Annotated in this window: 17 protein-coding genes; 9 read left to right on the top strand and 8 right to left on the bottom strand. The window is 39.8% G+C overall.

Features of this window, described 5'->3' with window-relative positions:
- Positions 1 to 21: 21 nt before the first annotated feature.
- Positions 22 to 510, bottom strand: coding sequence for a hypothetical protein (locus J0A69_RS07720; RefSeq protein ID WP_206585993.1), 489 nt, complete (start codon positions 508 to 510; stop codon positions 22 to 24).
- A 71-nt stretch (positions 511 to 581) separates the two neighbouring features.
- Positions 582 to 959, bottom strand: a complete 378-nt coding sequence (locus J0A69_RS07715) for a hypothetical protein (protein WP_206585992.1) — start codon at positions 957 to 959, stop codon at positions 582 to 584.
- A 152-nt stretch (positions 960 to 1,111) separates the two neighbouring features.
- Between J0A69_RS07715 and J0A69_RS07710 the strand changes: the two genes are divergently transcribed.
- Together J0A69_RS07710 and J0A69_RS07705 are read left to right on the top strand one after the other, a co-directional pair.
- Positions 1,112 to 1,852, top strand: coding sequence for a GNAT family N-acetyltransferase (locus J0A69_RS07710; RefSeq protein WP_206585991.1), 741 nt, complete (start codon positions 1,112 to 1,114; stop codon positions 1,850 to 1,852).
- On the top strand, positions 1,852 to 2,589 hold the full coding sequence (locus J0A69_RS07705) for a class I SAM-dependent methyltransferase (RefSeq protein WP_206585990.1): 738 nt from the start codon (positions 1,852 to 1,854) through the stop codon (positions 2,587 to 2,589). Before J0A69_RS07710 ends, J0A69_RS07705 begins: the two co-directional genes overlap by 1 nt.
- A gap of 104 nt (positions 2,590 to 2,693) precedes the next feature.
- On the opposite strand, the gene J0A69_RS07700 is transcribed toward J0A69_RS07705, so the two are convergent.
- Both J0A69_RS07700 and J0A69_RS07695 read right to left on the bottom strand, forming a co-directional pair.
- On the bottom strand, positions 2,694 to 4,385 hold the full coding sequence (locus J0A69_RS07700) for a sulfatase family protein (protein ID WP_206585989.1): 1,692 nt from the start codon (positions 4,383 to 4,385) through the stop codon (positions 2,694 to 2,696).
- A 133-nt stretch (positions 4,386 to 4,518) separates the two neighbouring features.
- Entirely contained in the window at positions 4,519 to 6,210 is a 1,692-nt protein-coding gene (locus tag J0A69_RS07695) for a sulfatase family protein (RefSeq protein WP_206585988.1), read from the bottom strand.
- Between the two features lie 239 nt (positions 6,211 to 6,449).
- Here J0A69_RS07695 and J0A69_RS07690 point away from each other — a divergent pair, with 239 nt between their 5' ends.
- Both J0A69_RS07690 and J0A69_RS07685 read left to right on the top strand, forming a co-directional pair.
- The gene (locus J0A69_RS07690; protein ID WP_206585987.1) at positions 6,450 to 7,082 is read left to right on the top strand and encodes an ABC transporter ATP-binding protein; all 633 of its coding nucleotides are present in this window, start codon (positions 6,450 to 6,452) and stop codon (positions 7,080 to 7,082) included.
- Positions 7,075 to 8,136, top strand: a complete 1,062-nt coding sequence (locus J0A69_RS07685) for a hypothetical protein (RefSeq protein WP_206585986.1) — start codon at positions 7,075 to 7,077, stop codon at positions 8,134 to 8,136. The genes J0A69_RS07690 and J0A69_RS07685 overlap by 8 nt, the downstream gene beginning before the upstream one ends.
- 36 nt (positions 8,137 to 8,172) lie before the next feature.
- Here the strand turns inward: J0A69_RS07685 and J0A69_RS07680 are convergent, their stop codons facing one another.
- Positions 8,173 to 9,729: a carboxylesterase/lipase family protein gene (locus tag J0A69_RS07680; RefSeq protein WP_206585985.1), complete on the bottom strand. Its 1,557-nt coding sequence runs from the start codon at positions 9,727 to 9,729 to the stop codon at positions 8,173 to 8,175.
- Positions 9,730 to 9,923: 194 nt separating this feature from the next.
- Between J0A69_RS07680 and J0A69_RS07675 the strand changes: the two genes are divergently transcribed.
- Positions 9,924 to 11,423, top strand: coding sequence for a sulfatase (locus J0A69_RS07675; protein WP_206585984.1), 1,500 nt, complete (start codon positions 9,924 to 9,926; stop codon positions 11,421 to 11,423).
- A 55-nt stretch (positions 11,424 to 11,478) separates the two neighbouring features.
- Here the strand turns inward: J0A69_RS07675 and J0A69_RS07670 are convergent, their stop codons facing one another.
- Positions 11,479 to 13,905, bottom strand: coding sequence for a TonB-dependent receptor (locus J0A69_RS07670; protein WP_206585983.1), 2,427 nt, complete (start codon positions 13,903 to 13,905; stop codon positions 11,479 to 11,481).
- A 170-nt stretch (positions 13,906 to 14,075) separates the two neighbouring features.
- Between J0A69_RS07670 and J0A69_RS07665 the strand changes: the two genes are divergently transcribed.
- Positions 14,076 to 15,548, top strand: coding sequence for a sulfatase-like hydrolase/transferase (locus tag J0A69_RS07665; protein ID WP_206585982.1), 1,473 nt, complete (start codon positions 14,076 to 14,078; stop codon positions 15,546 to 15,548).
- 145 nt (positions 15,549 to 15,693) lie between these two features.
- On the top strand, positions 15,694 to 15,885 hold the full coding sequence (locus J0A69_RS07660) for a hypothetical protein (RefSeq protein WP_205637935.1): 192 nt from the start codon (positions 15,694 to 15,696) through the stop codon (positions 15,883 to 15,885).
- A gap of 11 nt (positions 15,886 to 15,896) precedes the next feature.
- Here the strand turns inward: J0A69_RS07660 and J0A69_RS07655 are convergent, their stop codons facing one another.
- Positions 15,897 to 17,711, bottom strand: coding sequence for an alkaline phosphatase (locus J0A69_RS07655; protein WP_206585981.1), 1,815 nt, complete (start codon positions 17,709 to 17,711; stop codon positions 15,897 to 15,899).
- Between the two features lie 252 nt (positions 17,712 to 17,963).
- On the opposite strand from J0A69_RS07655, the gene J0A69_RS07650 reads away from it, so the two are divergent.
- Both J0A69_RS07650 and J0A69_RS07645 read left to right on the top strand, forming a co-directional pair.
- Positions 17,964 to 19,037: a phosphatidylinositol-specific phospholipase C1-like protein gene (locus tag J0A69_RS07650; protein ID WP_206585980.1), complete on the top strand. Its 1,074-nt coding sequence runs from the start codon at positions 17,964 to 17,966 to the stop codon at positions 19,035 to 19,037.
- 15 nt (positions 19,038 to 19,052) lie between these two features.
- A complete protein-coding gene (locus J0A69_RS07645; protein WP_206585979.1) occupies positions 19,053 to 20,876 on the top strand; it encodes a metallophosphoesterase family protein in 1,824 nt (607 codons plus the stop codon).
- Between the two features lie 84 nt (positions 20,877 to 20,960).
- Here J0A69_RS07645 and J0A69_RS07640 read toward each other — a convergent pair whose 3' ends face one another.
- The gene (locus tag J0A69_RS07640; RefSeq protein ID WP_206585978.1) at positions 20,961 to 22,706 is read right to left on the bottom strand and encodes a RagB/SusD family nutrient uptake outer membrane protein; all 1,746 of its coding nucleotides are present in this window, start codon (positions 22,704 to 22,706) and stop codon (positions 20,961 to 20,963) included.
- Between the last annotated feature and the right edge of the window lie 32 nt (positions 22,707 to 22,738).

The raw sequence follows: 22,738 nt of genomic DNA, 5'->3' as shown, positions 1-22,738 counted from the left end.
AGGGGACCGAAGTCCCTTTTTTTAATTCAATAATTTATTGATCTCACTTTCCCATTTTTGGGCAATTTCCCATTCATTAACCAGGTAATCTTGCTTGGATTCTGTGTAGAGTTCAAGGAATTGAGAAGCCTTTGAATCATTTATTGGCATAAAAGCCAATTGAACCTTTTCTATTATTTTCTGCTGAGACTTTTCACCTTTGAAACTTCTATAACCCAACAAGGCTTTACAGATTTTCACTTGTGCCAAATCAATTGTCTGAATAAAATCCTGCCCATTCTCCTTTTCTAAAAAGAGAACTTTTTTCCTTTCTTTATCCAGTCCAAGGCAATAGTTTGATCTCCAAGTTTCAAACTGCCCATTAGTTAGTCCCCCTGTTTGGGTTTTGGTTTTTAAGGTATTGATCAATGATTTGCTTTTTTTCTTTTGGTTCATTGAGTTCAAAAGAAAGGGCACGCAAAAAAGCCCAATAATCGCTGATGCGATCAATGAAATGGTTATTTCTTCCATGATAAATGCTGATAAGATTTTAATAAATAGCTATTATTTTTAGCCTAAAAAAACTGAAATACAGCATCTAATTACCAGAAGTAATGGAAAGGAAAAATAATCTGAGAAACAGTAAGTGCTCCAAGAATCGCTTTGCTGAAAAATGCAGAATTTCCTACTGGTTTTAATAATTCAGTAAAAGACCTTCTGGATGGAATTTCAAAAAATATCTTGTAGAAACCGGTATCCTTTGCCGCCCTGGAATAGGAATTATCCAATTGATTAACTCCTAATTCGTGGATTCCAGCAATTTTAAAATTGTACTTATTGGAGGTAAGCTTAACCTGTTTTTGAAGCGAGTATGTGGAGTTTGTATTAAACGACTTTTCCTGACCAATACCCGCCAAAGGCAGACTTACCCAAGTAAAAAGGTAAATAACAAGCAGGGAAATGGAATAGAAAATTTTCATTAGGCTGGATAAGCTGGATTTAAGACGTAAGAGTCGGCTCGAAGTTTCTCTTTTTTCAAATTTCTTTTACTCACAATAATTGCCAAAAAAGCCTCTCACAATTAAGTTCTTAATCTTTAGTCTAGTATTTAACAAAAATCCTAAATTAGAGCATGCCAACCCAGACAATAACCTCCCTCCTAGACAATCCGATTCATAACGCCCTCATAGAAGTAGATTCCCAATTCAATCTGGGAAATGAATCCTGTGCATTTTTTGACAAAGAAATGGCTCCCTTTATAGGTTTAAAAAACTGGAGTGCAACCGAGCAAAAGCATATTTTGAAATATGCTCCTGATGATCGTTTTTGGTTTTTGCTTGTTTCTGCTGAGATAGACTTTATCGAAGAGTTTGACTTGTTGTTTACTGTTCCTGTTTTACAGTTTGTTTGTCATCAACTAGGAGCAAAACCCAAAAGCAAAGTAAGCGCTGAAATCGTTCCTTTAAACGATTCACATGTACCTGAAATGCTGGCTTTGACAGCCCTGACCAAACCGGGACCCTTTACTTCAAAAACGATAAATTTTGGGAATTATCATGGGATTTTTATCGATGGGAGATTGGCAGCTATGGGAGGCGAGCGTTTTCATGTTGGAGAATTTTGCGAGCTTTCGGCGATTTGTACCCATCCTGATTTTCAAGGTTTGGGACTAGCTGGACAGATCACATATTTTTTGGCAGAATCGGTTTTTTCAAAAGGTAAAACACCTTTTCTACATGCACGGATTGATAATGTCCGGGCAATTGAAGTTTACAAAAGGCTAGGGTTTGAATTGAGAAAGGAGATTACTTTTTACCTTTTTTCCAGAAAAGAAAACGTACTCGAAAACGAGAGTTTTTCGGATTATCATTGATGCGGAAGTCAATTAATGATTTATATGACCCGGAATTTGTCAGTGGAATGTTTGATAGAATGTCCAAAACTTATGGTTTTGCAAACCTGATCACTTCGTTTGGGTTTACCTCTCGGTGGAGAAAGCAATGCATTCAACAGCTTCCAAAAATCAAAGAATCGGCTTATGGATATGATTTAATGTCTGGAATGGGGGAAGCATGGACCGATATTCAAACAAGATTAAAGCCTGAAGGACTCATTATCGCTGTTGATATTTCAGATGAAATGAATAAAAAAGCTGGCGAACATCTAAAGCGATTAAAAGTCAAAAAAATACGAATCGAGCAAAAAAATGTCTTAAAGAATGACATTCCTTCTGATTCAGCAGATTTTATTATTTCAACTTTTGGTTTAAAAACCTTTGATAAGGATCAACAAAAAAAGCTTGCAATAGAAATTTCGAGAATACTAAAACCAGGAGGTTCATTTTCATTAATTGAAATTTCTGAACCAAAGATTCTTGTCCTCAAATGGTTTTACATGTTTTATTTGAAATACATAATTCCCTTGATTGGGAAAATATTTTTAGGAAATACTGATGACTACAGGATGCTAGGAATGTATTGCCAAAACTTTAAAATCAGTCAATTTTTTCATTCTTGCTTATTGGAGCAAAACTTAAACTCTACATTTAAAAATTATTTTTTCGGATGTGCAAGTGGAGTTTTTGGAAAGAAAGAAATAGAAACATTATGAAGTTCTAGATTTTAATATTTTTTTTTCTAAAGCCTAATCAATGACTTAAACCAATAAAAAAACCACCCTTTCAGATGGTTTTATTTTTTATCAAATATCAGTGATCAGTTATTTTCTAGGATCTTTTCCCTTCTTGCTTTGATCTCCTCCACACCTTCTTTATTGATCCCATAAACTCTACCTTCATCAGCATCATTTAGGAGTTGATCGATATAACCCTGGCTGATTTCATTGCTGTCTTTATATTTTTTTCTCAGCTCATCCAGCTTCGCATGAAGTTCGGCTCTGATTTCTGCATAAGCCGGATCGTTGTAGACATTTTTGAGTTCCTTAGGATCCTTTTTCCGATCAATCAATTCCCATACATCATTTACATAGTAGTAGTGGATCAATTTGTAATCTTTGGTCACAATGGCATAATGGCGATTGACCATATGTTCTGCTGGATATTCATAATAGTGATAATAGACCGCATCCCGATTCCAGTTTTCCAAATTGCCAGTCAAAACCGGAACGATGCTTTCTCCTTGCATATCAGCAGGTGCATCTACTCCGGCAATATCTAGGAAAGTCTGAGCGAAATCCAGATTCTGAACCAACTCATCTGATTTAGTACCCGGTTTTACTTTCCCTGGCCAAGCCACCAAAAGTGGGGTTTTAAAAGATTCATCGTAAACAAATCGCTTATCAAACCAACCGTGTTCTCCCAAATAAAAGCCTTGATCAGAAGTATACACGATGATGGTATTTTCCATCAAATCATTTGCTTCCAAATAATCCAGTAGTCTTCCCACATTTTCGTCTACAGACTTAATCGAACCCAGATAATCCTGCATGTAGCGATTGTATTTCCACTTCATTTTATCCTCTTCGCTCATGCTTGGGTAAAGCTTTTTGAATTCCTCATTTACCTTCCCATAAGCTCTATCAAAATTTGCCTTTTGGGCAGGATCAAAACGGTTCCATTGATTGACAAACCTTACTTTATCTGGACCGATTTCTTCAATACCCAATTCATCCATCACTTCTGGGAACACCTTGTTGTCTCCCGACCAACCCATATGTTTCAGAATATTCATTTCAGCTTCTGCAGCAGGAGGAGTTCTTCCTGAATAATCATCAAACAAAGTTGCAGGCTCAGGGAAAGTTTTGTTAGTGAATTCATCCAAATGTCTTTCTGCCATATACCAGGCTCTATGCGGGGCCTTGTGCAAATACATCAACAAGAAAGGATCTTCTTTCTTTCTCTCCTTGCTTAGCCAGTCCAAAGTAAAATCGGTGATAATATCCGTGACATATCCAGATACTTTAATATTTCCTTCGTCTTTGGTAATGAATTCAGGATTGTAATAATTACCCTGTCCAGGAAGGATTTTAAATTGATCAAAGCCTTTCGGGTTATTTCCGAAATGCAATTTCCCAAACATGGCGGTCTGATAACCGGCTTTTTGCAGCAATTGAGGGAATGTCACATTGGTGGTATCAAAAGGAAAATGATTATCAACTTTCCCATTCATGTGAGAATGCTTTCCTGTCAAAATTGTCGCTCGGGAAGGTGCACAAATGGAATTGGTCACAGATGCCTGTGTAAACAACATCCCCATTTCTGCAATCCGATCAATATTTGGAGTCTCGATCAATGTGTTATCATAAGCCGAAATTGCCTGGTAGGCATGATCATCCGACATGATAAAAATAATATTGGGCCTCTGAGGCTTTTCCTCTTCCGCTTTTTGACATCCTGCCAAAAGAGTGATTCCAAGTGAGAATGCTAAAATTGAATGGATGTATTTCATAGGGTTGGGTGGATTTTTTTAATTCTAGATCACTTTTAATATCGGGTCAATGAGATTTCTCTTTTCAGCCTTAGGTAGAAATGAAAAGATTGACCATGGTCGACAGTCAACCGTTGACAGGAAAAGCGACTGCCTACTCTTTTTCTGTAGAAATCTTTCTATCCTTAAAGATCTTGTTCAGCAACTCTGTATTCTTTCCGCCTGCATAGGAATTATTCTTTTGCAAATAGTCCAAATACTCATCAATGTATCGCTGAGAGATCTGGGAATTGTCACCGTATTTCTCTCTTAAGCCATCCAATTGCTTATGTAAATCGGCTTGAACCTCAGAATATGCTGGATCACCGTAGACATTTTTGAGTTCATATGGATCATTTTTTCTATCAATCAACTCCCACTCATCCACGTCAAAATAATAATGAACCAGCTTATAATCTTTGGTAATGATGGCATAGTGACGCTTCACCATATGTACTGATGGATACTCGTAATAATGGTAATAAACCGCATCCCTAGCCCACTCACCCTTTCCTGTCAAAAGAGGAATCAAACTTTCGCCTTGCATATCTGCTGGTGCCTCTACCCCAGCTGCTTCCAAAAATGTCTGAGCAAAATCCAAGTTTTGTACCATTGCATCGGACTTCACACCAGCTTGGGTTTTTCCTGGCCAGGCCATAATCAAAGGGGTTTTGAAGGACTCATTGTAGACAAATCGCTTGTCAAACCAACCATGTTCTCCCAGATAAAATCCCTGATCAGAAGTATAAACGATAATGGTGTTTTCCATCAATCCATTTGCTTCCAAATAGTCTAAAACCCGGCCTACATTCTCGTCTACCGCTTTGATGGTTCCCAAGTAATCCTGCATGTACCGCTGATATCTCCATTTCATCTTATCCTCTTCCGTCATGTTTGGATAGGCCTTTTTGAAATCCTCAATCATCTTATTATAGGACTTATCCCACACTGCCCGCTGCTCAGGATTCATTCTTCCTACCTCACCCTCAAAAGCTGCTTTGTCCCAACCTGAAGTTGGCTCGATTCCCAGTTCATCCAACACTTCCGGAGGAAGCTTGGAATCCCCAGCCCAATGCATGTCTTTCAACAAATTCATTTCAGCTTCATGAGCTGCTCTTCCTCTACCTGAATAATCGTCAAAAAGCGTTGCCGGCTCTTTAAAGGTTCGATTGGTAAACTCCTCCACATGTCTACCTGCAGGTAGCCACTCTCTATGCGGAGCTTTGTGAAGATACATCAGCATAAACGGCTGATCTGCTTTTCTTTCATTTGCCAACCAATCCAAAGTCATGTCTGTGATTATATCTGTGACATAGCCTTCCACTTGGACATTTCCCTCGTTTTTGGTGATAAAATCTGGGTTGTAATATTTCCCTTGACCGGGAAGGATTTTGAACTGATCAAAGCCTTTTGGATTGTTTCCGAAATGCAGTTTCCCAAACATGGCTGTTTGATAGCCAGCATCGTGAAGAATCTGTGGGAAAGTCACATTGGTGGTATCGAAAGGAAAATGATTGTCCACTTTACCATTGATGTGGGAATGCTTTCCTGTCAAAATAGTGGCCCGGGAAGGAGCACAAATGGAATTGGTCACGGAAGCATTGGTAAACAACATCCCCATTTTTGCAATTCGATCGATATTTGGAGTTTCTATCAGGGTATTATCATAGGCAGAAATCGCCTGATAGGCATGATCATCTGACATGATAAAAACAATATTGGGTCTCTCCACTTTCTCGGGAGCTTTGCTGCATCCAATGACTCCCAGTAGAATCAAGAATACAAACGGCAAAGAAAACTTGCTCATTTTGGTATCGGGTTTATTGCATTAGTGGGGATAGTATTTTCCCACAGTAGCTAAAAGTATAAAATCATCGCCATTTGTGCCAATGTGTAATAAACTCATTCAGCAAAGAATTTAAAATCAATCTATAACTCTTTCGGGTACCAATTCTTAGAACTTTTTGATTTTTAACTTCTTTTACGAGCAGTCAAATTGGATTAAGCTTTATTTTTAAGGGTTATACTTTGATAGAAATCCAGCAAATGCTTTCCATTCAAAACTTTCAGAAAACCTATGATTCAGGCTTTAAACTGATTATCGATCAGTTATCTTTTAAGGAAGGCATTCATTTAATCAAAGGAAAAAACGGTTCCGGCAAGTCAACTTTATTAAAGGCTATTGCAGGAATTCATGGGTTTGAAGGAGATATGATCCTGAATGGTATCTCCCAAAAAAAGGAACCCATCGCTTATCGAAAATTGGTTAATTATTCCGAGGCAGAACCACAATTCCCGGAGTTCTTAAGTATGGATGAATTGATTCAATTCATTTCAGAAGTAGTTCCTTTTGAATCAAAGCAAGTAGAAAGTTTAAAAGAGATCCTTGGCATTGGAGAGTATTCCAGTCAACCAATTGCTTCCTATTCCTCAGGAATGCTCAAAAAAACCGGATTGCTTTTGGCCTTTCTTGGAGATCCCAAGCTGATTATTCTTGATGAACCCTTTACTACTATTGATCTAGACACCCAAAGACATCTTAAGAATCTAATCACATATCAATTAAATCAGGGTTGCAATTTTCTGATCACCTCTCATCTCGCCGATTTTGAGGATTTTTTTGAGTACTCTTCGAAGACTAGTATAGAAGCAGGAAAACTGATGTTGCATCATGACTAATCTCTATCAAAAATCCTTTTCTCTGCCATTTTACAAGGCATATATGGGATTTTTCATCCTTATTACTCTGGTTTTTGGGGTATTTATGGAGATGAAGCAACACTTGATGATTGCTGAAAAAATCCTGGAGAAACCAAATTGGTTTATATCCTATTTAGGTCTGTTCTTAGGTTATTCGATTGTTCAGTTTCGTTTTCAGGCCCGGCTGCTGCAAAGATCCAAATATTGGATCTTCTCGAAACTGGCCTTTCTCTCTTTTCCTTCCTATTCCAAAAAACTTTTTCCTGTTTGGTTGGCTAACCATCTGTTCCCATTGCTTTATGTAATCCTTATTTTATACAAAGGGGTACTATTAGGGGCTTGGTTACATTTGAGTATTTTGGTCAGTTTCGTCAGTATTTTAAGCTTTAGCTATCTGGTCCTGAGCTATTTTGAAATCAAAAAATTCAAACAGAAATCTGAATTCAGTTCCAAGAGAATCAATCGAAATCGGTCCTTTGTCTTTTGGTTTTACTTTCATCTCAAGGAGCAAAGACCTTTGCTTTTGATTCTAAGCAAACTACTGAGCATTTTTATTCTAAACGGCTTTTTTTACACCTATCAAAGTGGAAGTTATGATCAGAGATGGCTTCTTTTTGGGCTTTTAATAATAGCTTTTTTACACTTTACTCTTTGGTTAGAAAAAGCAGAATTCAGTGCCCAAAAGCTCAGTATTTTCAATAATTTACCCTTGACTTTTGGTTTCAAACTCAAAAAGGAATTAGGAACAACTCTATTACTTTCTTTCCCTGAGATCCTCCTGATTTTTTACCAAGGAACCGGTTCATTTGGACTTGTCAACGGCTTTGTCTTATCCATTTTATGGCTGGGATTGAACCTTGGAATTATCAGTCTAAGTAGTCTTAGATTTCATAATTCCCAGTTTCAATTACTTCCCATCTGGTGCTTTTTCGGGTCATTTTTTGCCATTATTTATGGGATTCCTGCCTTGGCAGTAGCTTCAGTCCCCTTGATTTTTTACCTATTCCAATTGAAAAGTCCCTTTTTGAAATAAATGAGAACAGATACTTAGGACTTATTCTCCCTCATTTCAATTTTTTGAACCGTCAAAATAAACCCCTTGAAGAAACTGAACCTGCTCGAAATGGGGTGGTTCCATTGGTTTTATTTCAGTCCCAAGCTCCATTACTTTTGGGTTCGCAGGATCATAAGCGGGCCAAGTAGGCAGGCCTTCCCCATTCGGGTTTCCGGTTTTCACAAAGTTCGCCCAGTATTGAGACATGATATCTTCTATGCGATAATCTACTGATTCGAATGGTCTATTCCATTTGTTTAGAGTATGAAAAGCATAGCTGAATTCAGCCGAGTGAAAAGCGCCATAATTGGGTTCGCCGGGTGGAATCCTTGTGAAATGATAGACATAAGCCGAATTTGGACTAAGCTCCGATTGAATTCTAGCCCAAGTATAACTTTGGTATCCAAACATCAATTCGCCAAGAGTTGACCTCGTCACTTCTAATTCCTCAGGGCTGTTGGCGGGAAATAATTCAAGATAGCGTTCTGCCTTGTCTTGATATTTTTCCTTTGCCTGTGATTTAAATTCAGCAGGTGTCATAGCAGGACCAAAAGATACATTGTCATCTGCATTCCATCCTGTCATTAGTTTGATGGAGTTGGCTGTTCCAGATTTGAAACTTTCATCAAAATTGACTGGAATGACATGATCATCTTTGTATGGCCAAAAACCTCCGCCTGCAGCCAGAATACTATCTGCAGGCATATTTCTTAATTCCTCGACAGAGGCAGCTCCCATTTTTTCCATGAAGGCCAAACCTGCAGATTCAGCGAGTTCTTTATTTCTACTGGCTCTTCCTCCGTCATAATTGAACATAGCTCCACTTTGCGCAATAGCTTTATTAAAAAGCCCTTTTGCTAATGGCGATCCGACCAAAACATTCACACTCATGGAACCTGCGGATTGACCGGCAATCGTCACATTATCAGGATCTCCACCAAATGCTGCTATGTTTTTATTTACCCATTTCAAGGCAGCGATTTGATCCAAAACACCATAATTTCCGGAGGTTCCAGACTCAGATTCCTTGGATAGCTCAGGATGTGCCAAATACCCCAAGGCTCCCAACCTGTAGTTGATCGTCACAACCACGATTCCCTTTTTGGCTAATTCCTCTCCATCATACAAGGGAACTGTCCCTGAACCGCCAGAAAATCCACCTCCATGAATCCAGACCATCACGGGTCTTTTTTCTTCAGGGCTTTCAGCGTCTGTCCAAACATTGAGGTAAAGGCAATCTTCGGAAATCGGCGTTGGGGGAATCAAGAATTCCTCTGACCAAGCGAAAAAGGGTACCGGCGGATTCTGAATGGATGACGCCGGATTTTCAACTGTTTCCTTCACTCCTTCCCAGGGTTGAACTGGTTGAGGCGCTTTCCAGCGCAAATCTCCCACTGGAGGTGCGGCAAATGGAATCCCCATAAAAGTTTTGATAGAGTCCTCTCCAACCAATTTGCCGGAAATAATCCCATCAGAAATGCTGAGGTGATTGAAATCAATCTGATTTTTGGCCTCTTCTTTTTGGCAAGAGATGAATACAATCAAAAGGGTACAAAAAAACAGGCTTCGCATAGTTTTGGGCTTAAAGAGATTCAGGAGAAAACTAAAGATGAAAATTTATTGATTCAAAATGAAACAATGAAAATTCATTTTTCAAAGAATAAATCAATTAACGATCAACTTTTGGAGTGGCGGGAAATATCAAACCTTTCTTTCGTTCAAAATGCTATTTTAGCTATCTCAAAAGGTAGAACCCAGCCCCTTTTATGATAACCTGCTTAAGATTTTCAGCTCATAGATTCCTTGATTTTTGGACTAAAAAAAATTCTAAATGGAGTTTTTCTTTCCTTCTATTTATCGCTCTGTTTTCCCAAACTTTTGCTCAGGAGCTAAAGAAACCAAATGTACTTTTTATCATTTCCGATGATTTGACCACTACTGCTTTGGGTGCTTATGGAAATGAAATTGCAAAGACCCCAGCAATTGATGCACTCGCAAAAGAAAGCACTGTTTTTACCCGAGCCTACACACAATATCCAGTTTGTGGCCCTTCAAGAGCGTCTTTTATGTTTGGCTACTATCCCAATGCAACCCAAACTTATGGCTATGTGAGTGGAAGGGAAAACGTAGGTTCAGACCGTCCTTCATTGGCAGAATTATTCAAACAAAATGGCTATTACACTGCTAGAGTAAGTAAAATCTACCACATGGGCGTTCCGATAGACATTGAAAACGGATCGGATGGGCAAGATGATCCAGCTTCTTGGACAGAAAAATTCAACTCACAAGGACCAGAGTGGAAAGCAGCCGGAGAAGCAGAATTGGTGCAAAACAACCCTGATGGAAGTATCGAACGAAAGGGAGGAAATGTGATGACTATAGTCAAAGCAAATGGCGATGACTTGGCTCATTCTGATGGGAAAACAGCAGAAAAAGCCTCGGAACTCATCCGAAAATATAAAAATGAACCCTTCTTTTTGGCAGTTGGATTTGTTAGACCTCATGTTCCTTTTGTAGCTCCTGCAAACTATTTCTCTCCATTTCCTTATGAAGGGATCAAGCTTCCCGAACAGGTTGAAAATGATTGGGATGATATTCCTGAGCGTGGGATAAACTACGTAACCAGTGTCAATGGAGAAATGAACGATGAACAAAAGCAAAAAGCCATTGCTGCATACTATGCTTCAGTTTCCTACATGGATGCTCAGGTGGGAAAGGTTCTAAAAACTTTGGAAGAAGAAGGACTAGCGGATAATACTATAGTGGTTTTTACTTCCGATCATGGATTTCATTTGGATGAGCACGAGTTCTGGATGAAGGTGAGTTTGCATGAAGAATCAGTCCAAGTACCAATGATGATTAAGGTACCGGGAATGAATCCTGCAGTCAGCAATTCATTTACTGAACTTCTTGACCTCTATCCTACCCTTGCTGAATTGGCAGGGCTTGAGTACCCTAAAGCAATTCAAGGCAAAAGCCTTGTTCCAATTTTGAAAAATCCAGCAGAAACAGTTCGGGATTTCGCCTTTTCAGTTTCCCAAGGAGGAAAATCATTTCTGATCCGAAACGAGAATTATGCATTTATCCAATACGATGAGGATGCCGGTTCAGGAATGGAACTGTATGACATGAAAAAGGATCCTAAGCAATTTAGAAACCTTGCTGATGAATCCTCTTATCAAGAAGTAGTCATCGAAATGCAAATAAAGCTTACTGAAAAATTAAAAGAAATAAGGACCAATGATTTGGGTATCCAATACCATTGATCCTTATCTATTAAACAGAGTTTTGACTTTTTATTTCTTCGAACTATAAGCCATATTAAAACTTAAGCCCAAGAGTCATATAGAATGTGCGGCCATCAGCTGGCATAATTCCAGGCCCTGGATAACCTCCAGCTCTCCGAGTGAAGTAAGCTGTATTTGAAAGGTTGTTGACTCCAGACTTGAGGCTATATTTCTTTTTGTAGGTGTAGGAAGCCGAAAGATCCTGAACAGTATAAGCAGGGATTAATCCTGAAGTTGCGGCGGCGTTTGGTTCCACAGAATTGGTCGCATCAGAGAAGGCTTCACCAATATCACTCAACTGCCAAGTCATGGAGAAATCCTTAAATCTGTAAGTTGCTCCATAGCGGTTGATTTTACGTGGTGCATTCTCCACTCTATTTCCTGCAAGATTACTTTTCACAACTTCACCATCACTCACACTTGTTCTCTCAAAATCCTGATATTCTGCATTCACATAAGCCAAAGAGGCGAAAAGATGGATGTAGCCAAAAGTGGAATTTCCTACAAATGCAGTGATCGGATCAAATTCAACAAAAGCCTCTACTCCTTGACTTATGGATGTACCAAGGTTGGTTCGGTACTGGAATCTTGTGCCATCAGCAGCTGTTTGAGTAATCGTACCGATTCTATCCGCATATTTCAAATAGAAAAAGCTCGCGTCGAAATTCAAGAAAGAACTTACATTCCCTCTGTACCCAAAGTCAAAATTATAGCCACTAGCATCCTGTAAATTTGGATCAATAACATCCGTTGTAGCTGGTGGAGTCAAATCCGAAATCAATACAGGTCGGTAAGCCTGAGTGAAATTGGAATAGAGTTCAGTGGTTTTGGTCAAATGATATTCGCCACCAAGTCCAAGCAAGGCAAAAGTTCTGGTTCTGGTTTCTGGCTCCAATACCTGAGGAACACCATTGACTGTGTTAAGAATCCCTTTCATTTGGGATGAAATATGCTCCAATCGAACACCAGCTGTCAACAATAGCTTATCAGTGACATTAAACATATTCTCAACAAATGCGGCATGGTTTAAATTATCAAAATCCAGATCACGGGGATAGCTTGATTCCGTCAAATCAAAATTCATATCCGTTCCAGCATTGCCAACACCTCGTTGATTTCTGTCGATATTTCCTTTGTAAAATCTATAACCACTGACAAGATTATGCTCTTTTCCGAAAAGTGGATAGGAAGTGCTCAATCTTAATTCCGTTCCAAATGTATGATAGAGATCTCGGTCAACTTGCCTATTTCCCATATCATCCACTTCTGTAATTGCCTTCATAAATCCTACGCTGTTTCGCTGAGCGATCGATCCAAAAGCCTTCAAATTCAACTTTGTTTTTGGACTGACGATGTAATCAGCATTCAAAGAAGGAAGAAACCAAGGTGTACTGAACCAGTTACGAGAGCGAGTACTTTGACTTGGATCTTCTGCAAACTGTGTATCTGTTAATCCACCAGGTTGCTGCGTCTCAGTATACATGTAAGTCATCTCCGTGCCGATTTTCAAGCGGTTATTCACGGCATAGTTCACTTCAAAGTGTGCATGATCTGTATTAAAAAAGCCATTCTCTCTCCAGCCATTACCTCTTCTTTTCTGATAATAAGCGGTGTAATCCCACTTTCCTTCAGTTCCTCCGATGTAATTAAAGGTGCTAAAAAGTCCGTAACTGCCAACTGTATTGATTGTCTCAGCAGTGAATCGAGTGGATGGATCAGGCTTTCTCAAAACAAAATTCAATAAGCCGCCAAACTGGGGACCATACTGAAGTGAGGAAGCCCCACGGATAATTTCAATGTTCTCCACAACTTCCATTGGAGGAGTGAAATATGCTTCAGGATAGCCCATCGGATCTGGGGTGATATCATATCCGTTCATTCTGACATTGAATTCCCAAGAACGATTCGGACTTAGGCCACGAGAAGCTACTCCCAACTGGATACCGGAACCATCATTTTCCCAAATCGAAATACCTGGAGTTCTACCAAAAATCTGGCGGCTGTTATTCATCGCCAAATTGGCATCAATCTCTGCCAATCTTATAAGTTCATTTTTTCTCCCTGCATTGATTCTGAAATCTTCTACTTCTGGTAGGCGACCTTGACCATTCATTCCTCGGCTAGCCATCAATTCGAAGGACTCCATCCAGATTTCATCTTCCTGCAAAAGGATATCTTTGTTTATTATTTCCTCTTTTTTAATCTCAAAAGAAAATGTCTGAGCTTCAAAACCTATAAAACTGACTTTCAAATCATATTTTCCAGCAGGAATATCCTGAAGTAGGTAATTTCCATTTTGATCAGATTGTACACCTCGGACTGTCCCTACAAGAGACACTGAAGCTCCTGCAACTGGATTTTCAGAGCTATCTAGAATTTTTCCTTTGATACCATTCTGCTGCGCAAAACCAATCGAAAAAGAAAAAAGAATCAATAATATCACAGAGTAAAATACCCTCATAACAACTAATATTTATTTAGACTTGATTTAAATAAGCATGCAAATCTATTATCTAGAACTATTCTAAACAAGACTTATTTAGAAAAAATCTAATTAAATATTAGGGAAAGATTTATAGTTTTTTGGGTGCCCTTGTGGAGAAGTTTAATTTTGGTTCAAATGATTAATCAATGAAAAAATACCTATTTCTAATTTGCTCACTTTTAATGTCGCTCCATTCAATGGGCCAAGGGTCAAACTCTCGACCCAACGTCCTTTTTCTTTTCGCAGATGATCAGCGAGCAGATGCTTTGGGAATTACTGGAAATCCATATATCCAAACTCCTGCGATTGATCAATTAGCAAGAGAAGGAAGTCGCTTTTCCAATGCCTATGTCATGGGTGGCGTTCATGGAGCAATTTGTATGTCAAGTCGAGCTATGCTTTTCAGCGGAAAAAATCTATACAAAGTGACCGATAAACTCAGCGGACAACATACCATGACGATGAGTTTTGCGGCTGCAGGATACAGGACTTTTGGCACTGGCAAATGGCACAATGAGAAGGAAATGTTTGAGGCGAGTTTCCAAGAAGCAAAAAACGTCTACCTGGGTGGAATGGCCAATCACTATAATCTGCCTTTGCGGGATTTCGGAGCTGATGGAAAATTAGGTGAACCAACCATGAAAGGATATTCTACCGAGCAATTTGCCCAAGCGGCAGTTGACTTTATCAAAGACCATGGCAAACGAAATACGGATCAGCCATTTTTCTGCTATGTCGCTTTTACAGCTCCTCATGACCCCTACTCCCCAGAAGCTGATTACATCAACCATTATCCTGATGGGGCTTTACCGCTTCCGGGAAATTACATGCCTTTCCATCCTTTTGAATTTGATCAATTAACTGTACGGGATGAAAACCTCACCGGCTGGCCTAGAAAACCAGAAGTCATTCAGATGATCTTGTCGGATTATTATGCGCTGGTTACTCATTTGGATACTCAAATTGCAAAGATCCTACAAGCCTTGAAAGAAACAGGACAGTACGATAATACCATTATCGTTTACGCCGCTGATAATGGGCTAGCTGTGGGTAGCCATGGGCTTTTGGGCAAGCAGAGTTTGTATGAGCATAGCTCCAAAGTGCCTTTGATCATCAAAGGTCCAGGTGTTCCTCAAGATCAGGAATTGGATGCTTTTGCCTATATCCATGATTTATACCCAACGCTGGCAGATTTGGCAGGAATTCCTGATCCAAAAGATATTGACGGAGTTAGTTTGGTACCAGTGATTCAGGGTGAAAAGGATGGTGTGCGAGATGCACTTTTCACTTCCTATAAACAAACCGTCAGAGCGGTTAGGAATAATAAATACAAGTTGATCCGATACCCAGAAAGAGATTATACCCAATTATTTGATCTGGAAAATGACCCTTTGGAACTTTATAACTTGGCAGAGATTCCTACATTTAAAAGCAAAAAAGAAGAGATGCTTCTATTGATGCAACAATGGCAGCAGTCCTCTGGTGACCAAATAAAACTAACTGCTGATAAGATCAAGCCAATGGCTTATGATCCCGATACTTTGGTAAGGAAGCCAGATCAATGGCAACCGGATTATACCCTGAAACGGTATTTTTCAGATCCTGCAAAACAGAAGTAAAAGCTAAAGTTTCGTTCGATTTTGGAGAAAAATATTGTTCGGAATTGAACAAGCAAATTCATGAAAAAGGCCTTCTCAATAAATGGGAAGGCCTTTTTTTCTATGGAACATAATTTGCAAATCAATAGCCAAACACGATCAACACATGCTTAGCTTCTTACTTTGGTGCATTCTATTTGTACTCTGCTGGCCACTTGCCATTATCGCATTAGTCCTATATCCAATCGTCTGGTTACTCCTTTTGCCTTTTAGATTATTAGGCTTTGCAGTAGACCTTTCATTCGATTTGATACGGAATATTTTCATGCTTCCATTTACTTTGGCAGGAAGAAGATAAATCAAGCTGGATTAATTTCCTGAATGATATCCTTGAACCAATTTCATGATTTTATGGAACACTTCGGTGTTTTCATACACACCTCTGAACTCATCCGAATGAGCCCCATAAGCGAATATCGGAACCATAATCCCGGTATGGTCATCAGAATGATAGGCTAGTTCCAAAGTTGATGAAGCAATATCCCCCTGCGGAATGGAAACTCCGCCCGTTTCATGATCGGCTGTGATGATGACCAAAGTTCCCGGATGTTGATCGGCATATTGGATAACTTCACCGATTGCCTCATCAAAATCCAGCATTTCCGAAATCAGCAAACTACTGTTATTCCCATGGCCTCCTGAATCAATCATGGCTGCCTCAATCATAAGGAAAAATGGAGATTGTTCCTTTCCCAGAAAGTTCAATCCAAACTGGGTACTTTCTTTTAAAAAATCTCCTCTATCTGAGCCCAATTTTGCAGGCAAGGATCCTTTCGATTCAAAATACCCGATCTTTTTAGAAGTTGCCAAATCCAGTTTATTCAACAAAAAACCAGCATCTTCCAAGGCTTCTTTCTGTTCTATAAACTTCTCTTCACCTCCACCTATAAACAGATCCAATTTGCTTTTTGGAAGGAATGACGCAATTTCCGAAGCATCGTCCCTTTCGGCATGATGTGCATAAAATGCCGACGGTGTAGCCCCGGTAAGTTGATCTGTAGTGATGATCCCAGATCGGAATCCATATCCATCCAAAATATCTGGGAGATTTTGGAGTGGTTTTCCGCTTGGATCTACTCCCAAAGCTCTATTATTCGTTTTCCTGCCTGTAGCATAAGCTGTAGCTCCAGCTGCAGAATCAGTCGTGAAGTCATCCGTAGCTTGGGTCTTAATCAACCCCATATTTTTCAATTGAGTCAGATTCAGCTCATTTCCATTTGCAAATAATCCTGCAGAGATCTGAGCCAATCCATTCCCATCTCCTATCATCAAAATAATCTGATTAACGGGTACAGATGCCCCATCCAACTCAAATTTTGGCTGATAGGCCTCATGAATCTCTGGGTTTTGGTAAACGGTATTTGGAAGACTCTTCAAATAGGAATTGGCTTCGTAGGGTTTATCCGTATTGATGTAGTCAACTCCCATTTCATAGAAAGCTTTCCAAGCTGTTTTTGAATCGGGAGTTCCCCAGAACCTGACTGGTTTGTCAAAAGAATGCACCTGATCAATGAATTGCTGAAGTTTTTCCCGCTGATCTTCTACCATCCTTCCTTTTCCATTCCAAATCGAAAACTGTCTGAAACTCAAGCTGACCATTCCGATTTTATCCCATGGAAGAGACTCATTCAAATCTTTGCTTTGATAGTCAAAAAACATCCATTCAGGGTATGATTCATATCCTGTGACTTCAGGTCTATTTCCAGAAATAATGAGCTTTAAACCCTCAGGATTAGCTTTTCCATAAGCCAAATCCTGATAATCTTCCATGACAGTTTGGAGGACATCCAAAGTTGGCAAAGCGGAGGTTTTTAAATCCACCAACAAAGTGAAATCAATTCCATCAATCAGTCCATTTTCGATACCTTTCCGAATCGGATCCAAATACAAACTCTCGATTGTTTTCGCAGGATTGATGCTTTCTTCCTCATGAGCTGCCATGAGTTTTCCATCCTGAAGAATCACATCCACCTCGATGGATTTGGCTCCTGCGGCATAGGCTTCCCAAAATGGTGCTTTCTGCAAGTAATCGTTGTGAGAATGGATTTTAAATTGTTTGCTTTCCTGAGCTGCCAATTGCCATGAAAAAAGCAAAGCCAGAGAGAATAAAAAGATTTTACGCATACCCAAAAATAGCTCATTCCAAGGGAATTCGAGACAGCTCCGATAGGAAATGGCTAATGCTTAACAAAATCATAAACTTACGCTTCGCATTATCATTGGATTTGAAAATGAAACTTGTATAACTAATTCATTTAAAACCATTTAAACACAAATAAAAACCAAAAACTTGTAAATAAATCATAACAAAATGATGAAGAAATATCTCCGGTTTACCGCTAATAAATTTGAATCTTGCGAATTAAAATCAACCTCATGAGATCTCTCTTTTCTATCTTCCTCATCACAATTTTTGTTGGCTGCACGCTTCAGGCTTCAGCCCAAAAACTAAATCAAATTCAGGTAATCGGAAGTCATAACAGCTACAAAAGCCAAATGGCTCCTGAACTTTTATCCTATCTCTCAAAGGTGAACCCTGCCGCTTCGCAAAGCTTGGAGTATGCCCATATTCCTTTGGAAGAGCAATTGGATTTGGGATTAAGAAACCTCGAACTCGATGTTTTTCATGATCCAGAAGGAGGAAGATATGCTGATCCCAAAGGCTTGGAAATTATTAAAAGTGCTGGAGGAAAAACACCTGATTACGATCCAACAGATGCTCTTTCCAAACCCGGATTAAAGCTTTTTCATATTCAAGATCTGGATTTCCAGTCTCATTATTTACTTTTTGCAGACGCTTTAAAAGCTCTCCGAACCTGGAGTGATAACAATCCTGATCATACGCCAATCTTTATTTTAATCAATGCGAAAGATGGAAATATCCCGGGCACACGTCCCGTCTTACCTTTCACAGCTACTGCTTTGGATAGCATTGATCTGGAAATCAGAACGCATTTAGGAATGGAAAACCTGATTACACCAGATATGGTCAGAGGGAAATATTCCAGTTTAGAAGAAGCCGTTTTGGCAGGTAACTGGCCTATATTAAAAGATGTCAGAGGTAAATTTCTTTTTGTTTTGGACGAAAACGAGGAGAAAATAGACCGCTATCTCACTGCCAAGCCAGAGCTGAAAGATGCTGTTCTTTTTGTCAATAAAAAGGAAGGTAATTCCACTGCAGGTTTCAGGATTATCAACAATGCCGAGAAAGAGGAAGCTTACATTCGGGACTTGGTAAAAAAAGGATACATGATCCGTACTCGGGCTGATTCTGATACAAAACAGGCCAGAACGAATGATTACAGCACTTTTGAAAAGGCCAAGACTTCCGGAGCGCAGGTGATTTCTACGGACTATTACTATCCTTCTACTTTCTTTAAGTCAGATTACCGAATTAATTTCGAAGGAAACCGGTTCGAAAGACCGAATCCAGTATTGCAAAACAACTAGTCTTACCTAATCATTTTGAATAAAAAATACATTCTTCCCAGCATCCTTGGTGCGGCGGTTCAATTCTTTACTGTAAACCCACCTCTTTTTGCGCAAGGGAATACATCAATCGAAATTGCTTTTCTGGCAGACATCCATCTTCAGGATGTTTATGCGGATTTGAAATCCTCAGATTTTGAGGGAATCTTAAATCCAAAAACCGGAGAATTTGCGACTATCCGAACCATGAATAGTCAGCTGAATTCCACCCGGCTTTTCAACGAGAACTACTTTGCTTTTTTAGCTGCGTTGGAAAACCTGAGGAAAAAAGGGATTCATCTGGTTGTGCTTCCTGGCGATTTTACCGATGACGGTCAACCTATGAATGTTCTGGCTCTTCAGAAAATTCTGGATTACTATTCAAGCAATTTTGGGATGCGTTTTTTTCTGACCACCGGAAATCATGACACGGTTAAGCCATTTGGAGGGATTGCAGGAAAAAGGGATTTTCTTGGCAATGATGGGCAAGAACAAGCGATTGCAGGAGATCGAAATTTATTCCCTTCTCTTGAGGTGGCTCAGTCTGATCAAATCAATTATTGGGGCTACACGGAGGTGACTGAGGCCTTGGCAAATTTTGGGTTTTTCCCGAGTGAAAAGGATCTCTTTTGGGCACATCCTTTCCAAGATTTGGATTATGAAAACTATTCATTTGATCAGGCAAAAGTCTCTTCAACACTCGAAATCAGAACCTATTCTCTTCAAGATCCTGGTTTGAAATTACCTGATGCGAGTTATGTGGTAGAACCTATCGAAGGAGTCTGGTTACTCGCATTGGATGGAAATGTTTTCACCCATTCTGGAACTGATTTGAAAGGTTCGTCCATAGGGTTTAATGAAGCTTCGAAATTGAAAGAACACCAACTAGCCTGGATCAAAAAAGTAACGGAAGAAGCTGAAAAACGAGGCAAAACGCTGATTTCCTTTAGCCATTATCCTTTGCTAGAATTCCATGATGGTGCATCGAATGAAATGGCGGCTTTGTTTGGGGAAAGAAAATTCCAACTCGAACGTGTACCTACTTCAGAGGTCACTGAACTTTATACTTCTGCCGGAATCCAAATCCATTTTGCCGGGCACATGCATATCAACGATACAGGAGTGTTTCAAGACAAAACAGGAAAGACCATGTACAACATTCAAGTACCTTCTTTGGCTGCTTTTCCTCCAGCCTATAAAACTGCAAAGATCAAAAGGAAAGACCAATTTGAGATCGAAACCATTCCATTGACAGAGGTGGATCGATTTGACGAATTCTTTGATCTCTATCGCATTGAACATCGCTGGTTGACTCAAAATAACAATTCCAGCACATGGGACAGCACAATCCTAGCCTCCAAAAACTATGAAGAATACACTCAGAATCACTTAAAAGGATTGACAAAAAGTAGATTTATTCCTTCGGACTGGCCAGAAAATCTAGTTTCGCTTCTTTCTGCTCTAAGCAATCCCGAACTGATCGCGTGGAGTAAAATGGATACGGAGGAAGGTACTGTTTTTCTATCAGAAAAACTTAAAAACTTCGATTTGACAAATATCGAATCGTCAAAAATCATCGATGATTTTTACTTGTTGAAAAATGGTGATGAACTGGGAAAAAGATTGATTTCTGAGGATAGAATCGAATTTTATGATGAACTCCTCCCAAGGATCATTGAAAAGGAAATAACAACTGGTTCAAGTCCAAATAAAGACCTGATCCAGTTTTTTAGAATCTTTGAAAAGTTTTACCATTCTCACCCCTCAGATCATTTTGTCATTGATTTGAAACAAAATACCCTGAAAAAACTGGAGGATTGATTTTCAATTTTATAGGGACTAGAAAATAAAAAAGCCGATGAGAAATTACTCATCGGCTTTTACTTTATAATAGGTTTTTAGGTTTTAATATCCTTGATTCTGAACCAAAAATCCAGAAATGTTAGACGCACCGTCTATGGCTCGCTGCGGGATTGGGAAAAGTCTTTTATTGACATCGCTGTCAGTTTTCTCAGTCCAGCTGTCCTCATATTTACCAAATCGAATCTGATTGGTTCTTCTCAAACCTTCCCAGTACAATTCAAAGCCTGACTCTCTGAACAGAATATCCAAATCAATGGAATTCAATGGAGCAGGTGTCTGAGCAGGACGTGCGTTTCTTGACGTTCTGAGCGTATTGATATCAGCCAAAGCACCGGCATTGTCACCTTTCCTCAATTTAGCTTCAGCACGCATCAAATACACTTCACCCAAACGGATCAGCACAATATCCACGCTGCTGTTGCTGCAGCAGTTAGGGGCGGAACGGCTAAACTGATACTTGGAGAATCTGTGACCTGTGTTGTGGAGACTTCCTTCGTTGCTGAAGTCCACCTGAAACGTATGATCTACATATCGGATGTTGGCTCCGCTACTTCTTCTGTTGATGACCGGATAAACTCTCACCTTGCCATCTTCACATCTGATAATGTTACCGTTTGCGTCTTTTCTTGGACCCCAAATGATCCCACGCAAAATTCCACGGTCCATCTCAAAGTCATTCTCATCTACACAGTAGTAATGGTTTTCGTCATTGGTAGGATTTACTCCGGTGAGGTCTCTCAAATTATCCGGAATGACAGTATTCTCTTGGAAAAAACGAGCATCAGCGTCGGCTGGATCTACATCTCCGTAGGCATCATACCAAGTCTGGATAAAATCAGGAGTAGCGGCTACAGCATCCGTACCACGAGTACTTGGGAACTCAGGTCTTGGAACCTGATCACCAGAAATAGACCAGTACTGCCATCTGCTGTGTTCGGTCTGAAGCACTCCACGCTGATCCAGAGAGAAGATGATTTCTGGATTTGTGTTGTTGTTGTCATTGAATAGATCAAAGTATTCGGGAGACAAGGAGTACCCGGAATTGATGATGCTATTGGTGTATTGAATCACTTTATCCATGTCTTCAGCAAGGAAATTTGGCGTACCGTATGGATCCCGATAAACAGCCGCATTCAGATAAAGGCGTGCAAGAAGAGCCTCCACAGCATACTTGTTCATTCTACCTGGACCACTGGTGCTGCTGATCAAATCGACAACAGAAAGCAACTCTGTCTCCAAATAGTCTACAGCTTCCTGACCTCTGAGAATCTCGGACTGCTGATCGGAGCGGTCTTTTCTGAATACCAAACCCCAGTTATCCAAAGCCAGCATATTCAGGTAAGCTTTCATAGCGACCATCTCGTAAAGTGGATTTTGGGCGCTGGAATTTCCATTTTCCACTTCCAAACCCAACTGCTCCTCAGCGGCAACAGCCCGGGACAAAGTAAGCGTGATATATGTCCAAGCATCTCCCACCAAACTATTACTTGGTGTCATCAGATGTTGGTGTACCGCGATAAATTTACCGCCGTCAAACCAGTCCGTACCACCACGATACGGTAAGATACCTTCGTCAGAAGCGACTTCTTGCAGTCCAAAGTTGACTGTGTGAAGCCATACCTGACGGAGCATTCCATACACAGGAGCGATTGATCCGCTCACGATTTCCGCTTGACCTGTACCAGTCAGTGACTCATCGAGCACCTCTTCTTCTAAAGTAGTACAGCTTATAAATGCCAGAAAAAAGGCAGCTGCGGGGATTAATTTTCTAAAACTGATCGTCTTCATAAATTTAATTTTATCTGAAAGATGAATAAGCA

Source organism: Algoriphagus pacificus (assembly GCF_017254845.1).
GTDB lineage: Bacteria > Bacteroidota > Bacteroidia > Cytophagales > Cyclobacteriaceae > Algoriphagus > Algoriphagus pacificus.
Note: the sequence above shows the minus strand (reverse complement) of the source record. Positions and strands in the feature narration are given on the sequence as shown.